Genomic DNA, 14,054 nt, shown 5'->3' on the forward strand with positions numbered 1-14,054 from the left:
GCCACAGATAGTACCAGCACTTAAAGCGCTTTAAGCGAGCAGGTTCGACTGCCTGAGCCACCCCGTCCGGTCGATGAGCCGTCACCACGAGGCCCGTCTCCGCTCCCCGCCCGTGGGACGCAGCGACCCCCTGTCGTCCAGTGAGGTGCACGATCATGAACCGCACAACCGCTCCAGACACCCGCCCCCGCAGAAAGGGCTGGACCGCGGCCGGCGTCGCCGTCGCGGCCACCGCCCTGCTCGCCACCGGCTGCTCCAGCGGCTCCGGCGGCAAGAAGGCCGAGGAGGGCGGGGCGAACGCCGCGGCCGGCAGGGCCGACACGCCCCGGATGACCATCGCGATGGTCACGCACGCGCCCTCGGGCGACACGTTCTGGGACATCATCCGCAAGGGCGCCGAGGCCGCCGCGGCCAAGGACAACGTCAAGCTGATCTACTCCAACGACGAGAGTGCGGGCGGCCAGGCGAACCTGGTCCAGAACGCGATCGACCAGAAGGTCGACGGCATCGCCGTCACCCTGGCCAAGCCGGACGCCATGAAGTCGGCTGTCGCCAAGGCCCGTGCCGCCGGCATCCCCGTTGTGGGCTTCAACTCGGGCATGGACGAGTGGAAGGACCAGGGTTTGCTGGAGTTCTTCGGCCAGGACGAGTCCGTCGCGGGCCAGGCGTTCGGCGAGAAGCTCAACGCGACCGGGGCGAAGAAGGCCGTCTGCGTCGTCCAGGTCCAGGGTCATGTCGGGCTGGAGGCCCGCTGCGCCGGAGTGAAGAAGACATTCAAGGGCCAGGTCTCGAACGTCTACGTCAACGGCAACGACATGCCGTCCGTGAAGTCCACGATCACCGCCAAGCTCAAGCAGGACTCCGCCATCGACCAGGTGGTCACGCTCGGCGCGCCGTTCGCGCTGACAGCCGTGCAGTCGGTGTCGGACTCCGCCAGCAAGGCCGAGGTCGCCACCTTCGACCTCAACAAGGACCTGGTCGGTTCCATCAAGAAGGGCGACATCGAGTTCGCCGTCGACCAGCAGCCCTACCTCCAGGGCTATCTCGCCGTCGACTCCCTGTGGCTCTACAGGAACAACGGCAACTACATGGGCGGCGGCGAGGCACCCGTCCTCACCGGCCCGGCCTTCGTCGACAAGAGCAACATCGACAGCGTCGCCGGCTTCGCCGCCAAGGGCACGCGCTGACCGCCCGCACCGTCGCACCGCATCTGTCCCCTCTACCCGGAGACGCTTGTGAAGATCGCCCTCGACCCCTACATGATCCGCCACGTCCCGCTGCTCGAACTTCCCGCCGTGGTGGCCGAGTTGGGCTACGAGTGGATCGAACTGTCGCCTCGCGAGGACTTCATCCCCTTCTTCCGGCACCCCCGTGTCGACGACGGCACGGTCGCGAAGTTCCGCAAGGCCCTGGACGCCGCAGGCGTCGCCATCTCCTCCCTCCTGCCCCTGTTCCGCTGGTCGGGACCGGACGAGGACGCCCGGCAGGCCGCCGTTCGCTACTGGACGCGCTCCATCCAGATCGCCGCCGACCTCGGCGTCACCAGCATGATCTCCGAGTTCAACGGCCGCCCCGAGGACCCTGACCGCAGCGAGGCCCAGTTCTGGAGGTCCATGGACGACCTGCTGCCGCTGTTCGAACAAGAGGGCATCAACCTCGCGCTGGAGCCGCACCCCGACGACTTCATCGAGAACGGCTACGACGCGATCAACCTCGTCCGGGGCGTCAACCACCCCAACGTGTCGTTCCTCTACTGCGCCCCGCACACGTTCCACATCGGCGACGACGCCCCGGGCATCATCGCGTACGCCGGTGACCTGCTGACCCACGTACATCTCGCGGACGCCTTCGACCACACGGCGTCCTCCGGCAACCGCTACATCCTCAACCCGCCGGGCACCCCCGCTCGCATCCACCAGCATCTGGACATCGGGGAGGGTGAGGTCGACTTCGGCGAGCTCTTCGGCGCACTGCGCGCGAACGGCTTCGACGGCACGCTGACGGCCTGCGTCTTCGCCTGGGAGGAGCGGGCCGAGGAGTCCTCCCTCTTCATGCGCGAGAAGATCGGCGAGTACCTCACCGACTGGTCCTGACGAGCCGCGGCCGCCCCGGCCCGCACCTCACCCGGGGTGGCCGCTTGAGCGTACTTGAAGCGCTGATGCCGTTCGATGCGCTGACCATGGGCCGCGTCGGGGTGGATGTGTATCCGCTTCCGACGCCCACGAGCCGCGGGCGGGCCGGCGGGATCTGGGCACGCCATGGGTGCTGCGCATCGTGATCTTCGGTTTTGCCGTGACGCCGGCCTGCTACGTGCGCACCGTTCCCGAGCCCCGGGGCCGCTCGATGGAGGCCGTCGAGTCCCACTTCCGCCGTCAGTTCGCCATCTGATCACGCCTCTTTCTCCATCTCCTCCCACGACCTTCGAAAGGCACCGCCATGACCACGTCCAGCAAACCCCTCTCCGTCGCGGTGATCGGGGCCGGCATGGCCGGCCGCAGCCATGCCGCCGGATACCGCAGCGTCAACACGGTCTACGGCGCGGGTCTGCCGCCCATCCGCCTGGCCGCGATCGCCGACGCCAACACCGCGCTCGGCGAGGACGCCGCCCGCCGCTACGGCTACGACAAGGCTGTTTCGAGCTGGGAGGCCGTCGCCGAGGACCCGGAGATCGACGCCGTCAGCATCGTCGTCGGCAACGACCTGCACCGGCCCATCGCGGAGGCGCTGGTGGCCGCCGGCAAGCACGTGCTGTGCGAGAAGCCGCTGGCCGGATCGCTGGAAGACGCCCGTGCGATGGCCGAGTTGGAGCGCGGCGCCGAGGTCGTGACCGCCGTCGGCTACACCTTCCGGCGCTCCCCCGGCATCGCCGCGATCCGCGACCACGTGCTGCGCGGTGAGCTGGGCGACCTGACGCTCTTCAGCGGCCGCTACTGGTGCGACTACGCCACCGACGCCAAGGGGCCGCTGAGCTGGCGGTTCAAGGGCGGGCCGGGTTCCGGTGCGCTCGGTGACGTCGGTTCGCACGTCATCGACGCGGCCGAGTACGTGGCCGGGCCCATCGTCTCGGTCTCCGGTGCCACGCTGTCGACGCAGATCCCCAAGCGGCCCCTGCCGCTGGGCGCGGTCGTCGGGCACAACGCGGCGCCCGTCTCCGACGAGCTCGGCGAGGTCGAGAACGAGGACACCGCGTCCTTCACCGCCCGCTTCGCCTCGGGCCTCGTCGGCACCTTCTCGGTGTCCCGCACCGCGTTCGGGCTGCCCAACGGGCTCGCCTTCGACGTCCTGGGCGTGGGCGGGCGGGCCGCGTTCGACCAGCACCGGCCCGCCGAGTACCTCTTCGACGACGCGCAGCCCGACGCCCGTACCCGGGGCGCGCGGCACATCATCGCCGGCCCGAACCTGCCGTACTTCGCGGGCGGTGTCCCGATGGAGGCGCCGGGCGTGGGCGCCAGCAACGCCGACAACTTCACCTACCAGGCCCGGGCCTTCCTCGACCAGGTCGCGGGGGTCGCCGAGCCGCTGCCGGCCTGCGCCACGTTCGCCGACGCGCTGCGGACCATGGAGATCATCCGGGCCGTGGTCGAGTCCTCCCGTCTCGGCGGCACCGCCGTCGACGTTCCGCCCGCCGCCTGACCACCCGTACACAAGGAGCACGAACCATGGCCCTGAAGCTCGGCGCGTACACCGCCTGCCTGCACGACCGGACCCTCACCGAGGCCCTCGACATCCTGAAGGAGAACGGGCTGACCTCGGTCGAGGTCAACACCGGCGGCTTCATCCCCGCCCCGCACTGCCCGGTGGACCTGCTGCTGTCCTCGGCCACCGCGCGCGAGGAGTACCTGGCGACGTTCGCCGACCGCGGGATGGAACTGACCGGGCTGAACTGCAACGGCAATCCGCTCAACCCGCTGCCGGGCGTCGGCCCGAAGCACGCCGACGACCTGCGCCGCACCGTCCGGCTCGCCGGTCTGCTCGGTGTGAGGCACGTCGTCACCATGTCCGGCACCCCCGGCTCCGACCCCGACGCCAAGTACCCCTCCTGGGTCGTCAACCCGTGGGACGGCGTCTACATGGACGTGCTGGACTACCAGTGGGGTGTGGCGGTCGAGTTCTGGAAGGAGATCGACGCGCTGGCCCGGGAGCACGACGTCCGGGTCGCCATCGAGATGCACCCGCACAACGTGGTGTTCTCCCCGGTCACCCTCAAGCGCCTCGTCGACGAGGGCGGCCTGACGAACGTCGGCGCCGAGATGGACCCCTCGCACCTGATGTGGCAGGGCATGGACGTCGTCGCCTGCGTCAAGTGGCTGGGCCCGCTGGTGTTCCACGCCGCCGCGAAGGACGCCACGCTCTGCCCGGGTGCCGACATCCGCGGTGTGCTGGACACGTCGTTCGCCCGCGTACCGGCCGACGCGCCCGGCAAGGTGCCCACCGGCTACGGGTTCTGGTGCAACGCCTGGCCGCAGAACCCGGCGTGGAAGTTCGTCGCCGTCGGCGAGGGACACGACGTGGCCTACTGGACGGAGTTCCTGCGCGCCCTCGCCGAGGTCGACCCGGACATGGCGGTGAACATCGAGCACGAGGACGCGGCCTACTCGCAGACCGAGGGCCTGGCCCTGGCCGCGAAGAGCCTGCACGGCGCGGCGGCCGCGCTCTGACAGTGGTTCGCGCCCGGCCCCGTTCCTTCGGGACGGGGCCGGGTCGCGACCGGTTCACCGCCGTTGCCATTCCTCCGCGAGAAGCCGGTAGGAGCGCACACGGTCGGCGTGGTCGTGCGTGATGGTGGTGATGATCAGCTCGTCGGCGCCGGTGGCGTCCTGGAGTTGTTCGAGCTGGTCGGCGACGCGCCCCGGCGAGCCGACGAACTGCGTGTCGACGCGGTCGGCGACCAGGGCCTGGTCCTGCTCCGTCCAGGGGTGGGCGCGGGCCTGCTCGGGGGTCGGGAAGGGGATCGCGCCCTCGGCGGTGCGGATGCTGCGCACCCACGGGCCGTAGCCGGTGGCCAGTTCGCGGGCGCTCTCGTCGTCCTCGGCGACGACGACATCGGCCGAGACGCTGACGAAGGGCTTGTCGAGATGGTCGGACGGCTGGAACGCGGCCCGGTAGCCCTCGGCCGCCTCCAGCACGGTGGCCGGGCTGACGTGGTAGTTGGCGGCGAAGCGCAGGCCGTTGCGGCCCGCCACCTCGGCACTCTCCCCGCCGCTGCTGCCGAGGATCCACACCTGCACGTCGGCGCCCTCACCGGGGACGGCGTGCGCTTCGAGCCCGTCCGGCGAGCGGTAGACGCCGCGCAGCAGCGCGAGGATGTCGTCGACCTGTTCGCCGTAGTCCTGGTGGCCGGCGCCCGGCTGCCGCAACAACCGCTGCTGGAGTTCGAGGCGCGGTGAGCCGCGCAGGTGCTCGAAGGAGAACCGGGGCGGGATCTTCAGGCCGTTAGGAGTGCGCCCGTCGACGACCGGGGTCGTGGTCGGGCGGGGTTCCGCCGTCTGTCCGGGGGGTCGTCCGCCGGAGCGGCCGAGGCCCAGGTCGAGCCGCCCCGGGTGCAGGGCGTCGATCAGGCCGAACTCCTCGACGGTGGACAGGGCGGTGCGGTGGCCGAGTTGCACGGCTCCGGAGCCGATCCTGATGGTGGAGGTCGCGGAGGCGGTCAGGGCCAGGACGACGGCGGGTGAGGTCCCGGCCACGCCCGGGTTGAGGTGATGCTCGGCGAACCAGTAGCGGCTGTAGCCGAACTGCTCGGTCCGCCGGGCGAGGTCGATGGTGTTCTTCAGCGCCTCGGCGGCGGTGGAGCCGGACGGGATCGGGACGAGGTCGAGGACCCCGAGAGGGATGCCGGACATGGTCGGGTTCTCCTCAGCGGTCTGGTGGTCGCGGACGGTCTCGAGGAGTGGCGGCTAGCCGCCCTCCTTCGGCAGGCCGGGCGGGTTGGTCTCCGACCTGGTCACGGCCTCGTCGGACAGGCCCCAGCGCTTCAGCACCTTCGCGTAGGTGCCGTTGTCGATGATGTGGTTGATCGCGTCGGCGAGCGGCTCGGCGAGCCCGCTGTTCTTCTTGGTGGTGGCCGCGATGAGGCCCTGGAGGCCCGCCCCGGCCCCGGAGTAGGTGCCGACGACCTGCGTCCTGCCGCTGGTGGCCGCGTGGTAGGCGGCGGTCGGGTTGGGTCCGAGGTAGAGGTCGATCCGGCCGGACTGGAGAGCGAGGTAGGTGTCGCTCTCGTTCTGGTAGTACTTGATGTCCACCGGCTCACGGCCGGCCTTCTTGTTCTGTGCCGACCACTCGACCAGCAGCTTCTCCTGGTTGGTGCCGCTGCTCACGGCGACTGTCCTGCCCGCCACGTCCTTCGGCCCGGTGATCTTCAGGCCGCTGCCCTTCTTCGCCGCGAACCCCAGGTTGTCCTCGCGGTAGGTGGCGAAGTCGTACTTCTCCTTGCGTTCCTCGGTGACGGTGATGTTGCTGAGGCCCGCGTCGTACTTGGCGCTGTCGAGGCCGACGAAGATGTTCTCCCACGACACCGTGTTGATGTGGGGCTTGAGGCCGAGCACGTCCGCGACCAGGTGGGCGAGGTCGGGCTCGACGCCGATGACGGTCTTGTTGTCGGTGGCGTAGAAGGTCAGTGGCGCGGCGGAACCGGACGAGGAGACGAGTTCCAGTGTGCCTCTCTCGCGGATGATCTCCGGGACCTCCGCCGCTATGGAGTCGACCTTTCCGGTCGTGACGCGCTTCTGGTCGGGACTGATGTTGATCTTCGTCTTGCTGCCGTGCCCGGCCGCGACCTCGGTGGTGCCGCCGTCGGTGGGGTTGGCGCAGCCGGCGAGGACGAGGGCGGTGGCGAGTCCGAGCGTCGCGGCGGTGGTGCGGCGGGCGGCGAGGGTGGCCACGGTGGTGCTCCTTGCGTGCGGAACGGGTGGGCGGTCACAGGACCTTGGAGAGGAAGGCGCGGGTGCGCTCGTGCTGCGGGGCGTCGAGGACGGCCGAGGGCGGGCCCTGCTCCACGACGACTCCGCCGTCCATGAAGACCACGGTGTCGGCGACCTCGCGGGCGAAGCCGATCTCATGGGTCACGACGATCATGGTGGTGCCGGTGCGGGCCAGGTCCTTGATGACGTCGAGGACCTCGCCGACCAGTTCGGGGTCGAGCGCCGAGGTGGGTTCGTCGAAGAGCAGCACCTTGGGTTCGAGGGCGAGTGCGCGGGCGATGGCGACGCGCTGCTGCTGTCCGCCGGACAACTGCCGTGGATAGGCATCGGTCTTGTCGGCGAGGCCGACCCGCTCCAGCAGCCGGCGGGCGGTCTCCTCCGCCTCCTTGCGTGGGCGGCCGAGCGCGGAGACAGGGGCCTCGAGGAGGTTCTCCAGCACGGTCAGGTGCGGGAAGAGGTTGAAGTTCTGGAAGACGAACCCGATGTTGGTCCGCTGCTTCAGAACGTCCTTCTCCTTCAGCTCGTGCAGCTTGTTTCCCGAGCGGCGGTAGCCGATGAGCTCGCCGTCGATGCTGACCCAGCCGCGGTTGACCTTCTCCAGGTGGTTGATGGTGCGCAGCAGCGTGGACTTCCCGGAGCCGGACGGGCCGAGGATCACGGTGACCTCGCCGGCGCTGACCTCCAGGTCGACGCCGCGCAGCACCTCCAGGGGTCCGAAGCTCTTGTGGACGCCGTGGACGTCGACCATGACGGCGGTCATGAGCTCTCCTTGGTCACGAAGCGCCGGGCGCGCTGGAACGGGGTGGGCGGCGGGGTGCGGTCGGCGCCCCGGGCGTAGTGGCGCTCGATGTAGTACTGGGCGACCGACAGCAGGGAGGTGAGTACGACGTACCAGGCGGTGGCGACCAGCAGCAGCGGGATCACCCGGCCGTTGCGGCCGTAAATCACCTGCACCTGGTAGAAGAGCTCGCCGATGGACATCACGTAGACCACCGAGGTGCCTTTGAGCAGGCCGATGATCTCGTTGCCGGCGGTGGGCAGGATGGCGCGCATGGCCTGCGGCAGGACGATCCGGCGGATCTGCCGCAGCCGGGGGATGCCCAGCGCGGCGGCTGCTTCGAGCTGTCCGTGGTCGACGGCGAGGACGCCACCGCGGACGATCTCGGCGGCGTAGGCCGCCTGATGCAGGGTCAGCCCGATGACGGCGGCGCCGATGGTGCCGATGAGGGTGTTGCTGTCGACGGCCCAGAACACCGGGCCGAAGGGGATGCCGAGGCCCAGCTCCTTGTACAGGGCGCTGAGGTTGAACCAGAACACCAGCTGGACGATCATCGGGATCGACCGGAAGATCCAGATGTAGGTCCAGGCGACGGTCGAGAGCAGCGGGCTGTGCGACAGCCGCATGAAGGCGATCACGGTGCCGAGGAGGAAGCCGAGGACGGTGGCGTAGGCGGTGAGCTGGAGGGTCACCCACACCGCCTGGACGATCGTCTCCGAGAAGACGTAGTCGCGGAAGACGTTCCACTCCCAGACGGGGTTCGTGGCCAGGCCGTGGACGAACTGGGCGATCAGCACGAGCACGGCGGCGCCTGCGGCCCAGCGGGCGTAGTGGCGGGTGGGGACGACCTTCAGTTCGGCCGGGTCTTCGACCAGTTTCGGGGCCGGTTCTGTGATGGTGTCGCTGCTCATGGGGTCACCTGTGTTCGGGCGGGTTGATCTGCGACGCGTCGATCGCGGAGGCGGAGGTGCCCCACTTCTTGAGGATCCGGGCGTACGTGCCGTCCTTGATCAGTGCGTCGACGGCGGCCTGGAAGGCCTTGGTGAGCGGGGAGTTCTTCCGGAAGGCGAAGCCGACGTCGAGGCGGTGGTACTCGCCGAGGAAGGTGGTCCGCGCGGCGGGCTGGTCCGCCTGGTAGCGCAGGCCGTTGATCGTCGACATGATCACGTCGATGCGGCCCTGCTGGAGCGCGGTGAGCGTGGCGCCGTTCTCCGAGTAGACCTTCACCTCGTACGGATTCTTGCCGGCCTTCGCGCAGACGTCCTTCTGCGCGGTGAGGGTCGTCTCGAAGGTGGTGCCGGCGCCGGTGCCGATGGTCAGCCCGCAGAGCTGCTTCAGGTCCGTGACCTTCTTCTTGAGTGTGGTGTTGCCCTTCTTCACGGCGAAGCCCTGGCCGTCGTTGATGTAGGTGACGAAGTCGACGGTCTTCAGGCGCTGGGTGGTGACGCCGAAGTTGCCGGTGCCGACGTCGTACTTGCCGCTGCCGAGGGCGGGCAGGATCGTCTCGAAGGAGGCGTCCTGCCGCGCCGGTTTCACGCCGAGGACCTTGGCCACCGCGTCGGCGATGTCGATGTCCTGGCCCGCGGGGGCCTTGTCGGGGCCGTTCGGGTAGTAGGCCCCGGGCGGGAACCCGACGGAGCTGCCGATGCGCAGGGTTCCCGCCTTGCGGACGTCGGCGGGCAGCAGGGCGGCGACGGATTCCACCTTGCGGACGGCGGCGACCGGGTCGTCGGACGGTGCGGGGGACGCCTGTGTGCCCGCCGGGCTGGTGCCGGGGGTGCCGCCGGATCCGCACGCGGTCAGTGCCAGGACGGGCAGCAGGGCGAGCGCGGCGGTGCCGCGCAGACGGGTTCTGATCGTGCGGATGGTCACGGCTTGAGGGCCTCTCCGAGGTGTTTCTCGAACGGCAGCGGGCCGATGGTCTCGGGGTCGGCCTCGGTGTCGAACAGCGGTGTGTAGCCGGTGGCCAGGTACAGGCCACGGGCCTCGGGCTGGCGCGGGCCCGTCGTGAGGTAGATCCGGCGGTAGCCGCGCACGGCCGCCTGATGCTCCAGCTCGGCGACGACGCGCCGGGCCAGACCGCGCCGCCGGTGGGCGGAGTGGCTCCAGATCCGCTTGAGCTCGGCCGTGGTGGTGTCGTAGCGGCGGAAGGCGCCGCCCGCGACGGGCTCGCCGTGTTCCAGGAGCAGCAGGAGCAGGCCGCCGTACGGTTCGGTGAACTCCTCGTCGGGATATCGGGCTATTTCGGCGTGCGCGTCCCTGCCGTAGCGTCTGGAGTACTCGTGGCCGAGTTCGCGCAGGAGCGGCTCGACGCGGGGGTCGGAGACGGGGACGTGAAGGAACGTCAGTTCCGGTGCGGAGGTCATCCGTTCACCGCCGTGAGGGTCTGCGAACCGCGGGCCGTACGCTCGGCGTCGCGCTTGGCGACCTCCTCGCGGACGATGGGGATCACATGCCGTCCAAAGTCGATGGCGTCGCCCAGCAGGTCGTAGCCGCGGGCGGAGAGGATGTCGACGCCGAGGTCGTAGTAGTCGAGGAGGGCCTGGGCGACCGTCTCCGGGGTACCGACCAGGGCGTTGGAGTTGCCCGCGCCGCCGGTCGCGGCGGCCGTCGGGGTCCACAGGGCGCGGTCGTAGCGCTCCCCCGCCTCGGCGATGGCGATCAGCCGCTGCGAACCGGTGTTCTGAGGCTGAGCCAGTCCGTTGTGGCGCTTGGTGATCGCCTCACCCCGCTCCTTGCGGGCCTTGATCGCGCCGACCGTGCGGTGGGCCTTCTCCCAGGCCAGTTCCTCGGTCGGGGCGATGATCGGACGGAAGGCCACCTGGATGCGCGGCACGTCGGTGCGGCCCGCCGCCTTCGCCGCCGCCTGCACCGTCTCGATCTGCTCGGCGGTCTTCGCCAGGGGCTCGCCCCAGAGGCAGTAGACGTCGGCCTCGGCACCGCCGGCGGCGTACGCGGCGGGCGAGGAGCCGCCGAAGGACACGTTCGGGCGCGGCTGCTGGACCGGGAAGACGTCGCTGACGAAGTCGTGGAAGCGGTAGTGCTCGCCCTCGTGGTCGAAGGGCTCGTGCGTGGTCCAGATCTTCTTGACGATCCGGATGTACTCGCGGGTGCGGGCGTAGCGCTCGTCCTTGGTGAGGGTGTCGCCCTCGCGGCCCTGTTCGTGGTCGTTGCCGCCCGTGATGAAGTGCACGGTCAGCCGGCCGTCGCTGATCTGGTCGAGGGTGGCGAAGGTCTTCGCGGCGAACGTCGGGTACGAGACGTTGGGCCGGTGGGCGAGGAGGATCTGGAGCCGGTCCAGCCTGCTCGCGATGTAGGCGGCGGCCGGTGCCGGGTCGGGCGAGCCGGAGCCGTAGGCGAACAGCACCCGGTCCCAGTCGTGGTCCTCGTGCGCGCGGGCGAGCCGGAGTGTGTACTCCTTGTCGAAGGCTGCGCCGGAGCGCGGGTTGGTTTCGGAACCGTCGTGGGTGGCGGCGATGCCGAGGAACTCCACGGGCATGGGTATGGCCTTTCCTCAAGTCCTGTGATGTCGCGCCGAGTTCGGACGCGGACACGGCGGGGCGGCCCTCGGCGCGGCCGGGTGTGACGGCGCCTCAGGGCGTGGGGAACCAAATGGTGATCAGGCGTGATGACGCCGGGGGACGGAGCCCGGGCGGGGTGGGCGGCGGCAGCGCGTGTCAGGAGAGAGACTCGGCCCGCGACGGGGACACCGAGGGAGGGAAGGGCCGGTCAGACGGCCCGCTGCCGTGTCAGGCGCAACACGCCGCGGACCACACTCGACCGAAGTCGATGTGGACCCGGCTGACCAGGCGCTGCTCGGCGTTCATGCGACTACTTGAGCAGGACATCTCGCTTTTCGTCAACCACGGCCCGGATGCCGGACGGGAGTTGAACGGTTCCTGTGCGTGGTTGACACCGGTGTGTGCCGGCCCCATACGATCGGGCGCACCGCGTTGAGGGACGCGGCGAGCGTGATGACGCCGAGGACGGAATCCGGTCCCGTACCCATGCCGCGCCTCCCTCCCTGGAGATCCCTCCGATGGTCTCGCTGCCCGATCTCACCGATTCCGCACCTGCCGCGTCAGCAGGGCCTCCGACAGCGTCCGCCGCCCGGCTTCCGGGCCGTGGGCCCGACGGCGATCTCCCACGGATCGTGCCGCGCCGGCGCGTCGGCCGCCTGCTGTCCGCGGCCGTCGCGCTGCTGCTCTTCGCGATGGTGGTCAACTCCGTCGTCCGCAACCGCGCCTTCCAGTGGGACGTGGTCGGCCTGTACTTCACCAGTGGCGCCGTGCTCGACGGACTGCTCCTCACCCTGTGGCTGACCGGTGTGGTGATGGTGCTCGGCTTTCTGCTCGGCATTCCGCTGGCCGTGACGCGACTGTCCGGCAACCCCGTACTGGCCACGCTGAGCTGGGGCTTCGTGTGGATTTTCCGGTCCACGCCGCTGCTGGTGCAGCTGCTGTTCTGGTTCAACATCGGCGCCCTCTACCCGACGCTCGGACTGGGCATCCCGTTCGGCCCGCAGTTCGTGACCGTCAAGACGGTGAACCTGCTCGGTCCGGCGCTCACCGCCGTCATCGGCCTGACACTGCACGAGGCCGCCTATGCCGCGGAGGTGGTGCGCGGCGGCCTCCTCTCGGTGGACGCGGGCCAGACGGAGGCGGCCCAGGCCCTGGGCATCGGCAGGGCGCGCACGCTGCGCCGGATCGTGGTGCCGCAGGCGATGCGCTCCATCGTGCCGACCGCCGGCAACATGCTGATCGGCACTCTGAAGGGCACGAGCATCGTCAGCGTGCTGGCGGTGCACGACCTGCTGTACTCGGCGCAACTGATCTACAACCAGACCTACCAGGTCATCCCGCTGCTGATGGTCGCCACGCTCTGGTACATCGCGGTCACCACCGTGCTCAGCGTGGGGCAGTTCTATGTCGAGCGCCACTACGCGCGGGGCGCCGCGCGGACCCTGCCGCCCACACCCCTGCGGAGGCTGAGGGCCCGGCTGGCCGGATATCACCGCTCCCCACGTTCCCTACATTCCCTATAGAATTACTAGGAAAGTATGGACGGCGCCTCGGGCCGCCGCACAGGATGACGCATGACCCACACAAGTTGAGGAGACCTCTGCCATGGGCCCAGCCCCTACGCCGACCGGGCCCGGACGTACGCACTGGCTGCACGTGGCGCGTGAGACGGCGGACGACCTGGCCACGGACGCGGTGGCCAGGGACCAGGCCGGCAAGCCCCCGTTCGACGAGGTGTCCCGACTGCGCGAGTCGGGCCTGCTGACGCTCCTGATACCGGCCGGGCTCGGGGGCGGCGGCGCGGACTGGCCCACGGCGTACGCCGTGGTCCGGGAGATCGCGGCGGCCGACGGTGCGATCGGCCAACTGCTCGGCTGTCACTACTTCATGTCGTGGAGCGCCCGGTTCTTCACCGACGCCGCTCTCACCGCCCGGCTGGAGCGGCGCTCCGCGGCGGAGCAGTGGTGCTGGGGCGGTGGTCTGGCGCGGCAGGAACCCGCTCTGTCACTCGTCAGGAACGCGCAGGGGTATGTGCTGAACGGCCGGCAGAGCTACGCCGCCGGCGTCCTGGTCGCCGACCGCCTCGCCGTGCGGGCCGTACGGGCCGACACCGGCGAGCCGCTCGCCGTCGTGGTCGATCCGGCCCTGCGGGGCGTGGTGATCGACGGCGACGCCGACCCCTTCGGGCAGCGGCTCGCGGCAGGCGGAAGCGCGGAGTTCGACGCCGTAGCGATCTCCGCCGACGATGTGCTGGGCTCGCTGGCCGCGGACGAGGAGGTCCTGTCGCCCCGCACTGCCCTGGTGTCCCCGGTCGGGCGTCTTCTTTCGGTGCAGCTCCGTCTCGGCATGGCCGAGGGCGTGCTCGCCGAAGCCCGTGAGTACAGCCGGACCGGGCACTCCCACTGGCACCCGGACTGGCCGGTCGGCTCACCGCAGGACCCTCAGGTACTGACCGCGTACGGGGAACTCACCGTGCTCACCCGCTCCGCGTCCGCGCTCGCCGACCAGGCGCGGGACGCCCTGCACGACGGGCTGGCACGCGGCGAGGAGCTGGGCTACGAGGAGTACGCGGAGATCTCCGTCCTCGTGGCCATGGCCGAAGCCGCCGCGTCCAAGGCCGTGCAGGAGTCCACCGCCCGCGCCCTCGACATCATCGGCGTCCGCTCCGCGTCCGCGCGGCTGGGCTTCGACCGCTTCTGGCGCAATGCCCGGACCCACACCCTGTACGAGCCCGTCGCCCATCGGCTCCGTGATGTCGGGGACTACTTCCTCAACGGCACGCATCCTCCTTTCGTCCTCCCTGTCTGACCCGGCCGGGCCGGCGATGTCCTGGCGGGT

General features: G+C 70.1%; 14 protein-coding genes. 7 read left to right on the forward strand and 7 right to left on the reverse strand.

The window, feature by feature from the left end:
* Nucleotides 1-155: 155 nt before the first annotated feature.
* The 5 genes from AC07DF_RS33815 to AC07DF_RS33835 all read left to right on the forward strand — a co-directional run bounded on the left by AC07DF_RS33815 (nt 156) and on the right by AC07DF_RS33835 (nt 4,658).
* On the forward strand, nt 156-1,187 hold the full coding sequence (locus AC07DF_RS33815; RefSeq protein ID WP_478980015.1) for a sugar ABC transporter substrate-binding protein: 1,032 nt from the start codon (nt 156-158) through the stop codon (nt 1,185-1,187).
* Between the two features lie 48 nt (nt 1,188-1,235).
* Nucleotides 1,236-2,093: a sugar phosphate isomerase/epimerase family protein gene (locus tag AC07DF_RS33820; protein ID WP_478980017.1), complete on the forward strand. Its 858-nt coding sequence runs from the start codon at nt 1,236-1,238 to the stop codon at nt 2,091-2,093.
* 169 nt (nt 2,094-2,262) lie between these two features.
* The gene (locus AC07DF_RS33825; RefSeq protein ID WP_478980019.1) at nt 2,263-2,388 is read left to right on the forward strand and encodes a hypothetical protein; all 126 of its coding nucleotides are present in this window, start codon (nt 2,263-2,265) and stop codon (nt 2,386-2,388) included.
* A gap of 48 nt (nt 2,389-2,436) precedes the next feature.
* Complete coding sequence (locus AC07DF_RS33830) at nt 2,437-3,633, forward strand: Gfo/Idh/MocA family protein (RefSeq protein WP_478980021.1); 1,197 nt, start codon at nt 2,437-2,439, stop codon at nt 3,631-3,633.
* Nucleotides 3,634-3,659: 26 nt separating this feature from the next.
* On the forward strand, nt 3,660-4,658 hold the full coding sequence (locus AC07DF_RS33835) for a sugar phosphate isomerase/epimerase family protein (protein WP_478980023.1): 999 nt from the start codon (nt 3,660-3,662) through the stop codon (nt 4,656-4,658).
* Nucleotides 4,659-4,712: 54 nt separating this feature from the next.
* On the opposite strand, the gene AC07DF_RS33840 is transcribed toward AC07DF_RS33835, so the two are convergent.
* From AC07DF_RS33840 to AC07DF_RS33870, 7 genes are read right to left on the reverse strand one after another with little or no spacing between them, the layout of a single operon-like run.
* Entirely contained in the window at nt 4,713-5,840 is a 1,128-nt protein-coding gene (locus tag AC07DF_RS33840; RefSeq protein WP_478980025.1) for an LLM class flavin-dependent oxidoreductase, read from the reverse strand.
* Between the two features lie 54 nt (nt 5,841-5,894).
* Nucleotides 5,895-6,878, reverse strand: coding sequence for an ABC transporter substrate-binding protein (locus AC07DF_RS33845; protein WP_478980027.1), 984 nt, complete (start codon nt 6,876-6,878; stop codon nt 5,895-5,897).
* A gap of 34 nt (nt 6,879-6,912) precedes the next feature.
* Nucleotides 6,913-7,677, reverse strand: coding sequence for an amino acid ABC transporter ATP-binding protein (locus tag AC07DF_RS33850; protein ID WP_478980029.1), 765 nt, complete (start codon nt 7,675-7,677; stop codon nt 6,913-6,915).
* Complete coding sequence (locus AC07DF_RS33855; RefSeq protein WP_478980031.1) at nt 7,674-8,606, reverse strand: amino acid ABC transporter permease; 933 nt, start codon at nt 8,604-8,606, stop codon at nt 7,674-7,676. The genes AC07DF_RS33850 and AC07DF_RS33855 overlap by 4 nt, the downstream gene beginning before the upstream one ends.
* Nucleotides 8,607-8,610: 4 nt before the next feature.
* Nucleotides 8,611-9,561 (reverse strand): ABC transporter substrate-binding protein, encoded by a 951-nt coding sequence (locus tag AC07DF_RS33860; protein ID WP_478980216.1) that lies wholly within the window; start codon nt 9,559-9,561, stop codon nt 8,611-8,613.
* A gap of 2 nt (nt 9,562-9,563) precedes the next feature.
* Nucleotides 9,564-10,061, reverse strand: a complete 498-nt coding sequence (locus tag AC07DF_RS33865; RefSeq protein WP_478980033.1) for a GNAT family N-acetyltransferase — start codon at nt 10,059-10,061, stop codon at nt 9,564-9,566.
* On the reverse strand, nt 10,058-11,194 hold the full coding sequence (locus AC07DF_RS33870) for an LLM class flavin-dependent oxidoreductase (protein WP_478980036.1): 1,137 nt from the start codon (nt 11,192-11,194) through the stop codon (nt 10,058-10,060). Before AC07DF_RS33870 ends, AC07DF_RS33865 begins: the two co-directional genes overlap by 4 nt.
* A gap of 540 nt (nt 11,195-11,734) precedes the next feature.
* On the opposite strand from AC07DF_RS33870, the gene AC07DF_RS33875 reads away from it, so the two are divergent.
* The gene (locus AC07DF_RS33875) at nt 11,735-12,739 is read left to right on the forward strand and encodes an amino acid ABC transporter permease (RefSeq protein ID WP_478980038.1); all 1,005 of its coding nucleotides are present in this window, start codon (nt 11,735-11,737) and stop codon (nt 12,737-12,739) included.
* Nucleotides 12,740-12,821: 82 nt separating this feature from the next.
* Nucleotides 12,822-14,024, forward strand: coding sequence for an acyl-CoA dehydrogenase family protein (locus tag AC07DF_RS33880; RefSeq protein ID WP_478980040.1), 1,203 nt, complete (start codon nt 12,822-12,824; stop codon nt 14,022-14,024).
* Nucleotides 14,025-14,054 lie beyond the last annotated feature (30 nt).

Source organism: Streptomyces sp. NPDC044719 (genome assembly GCF_056433405.1).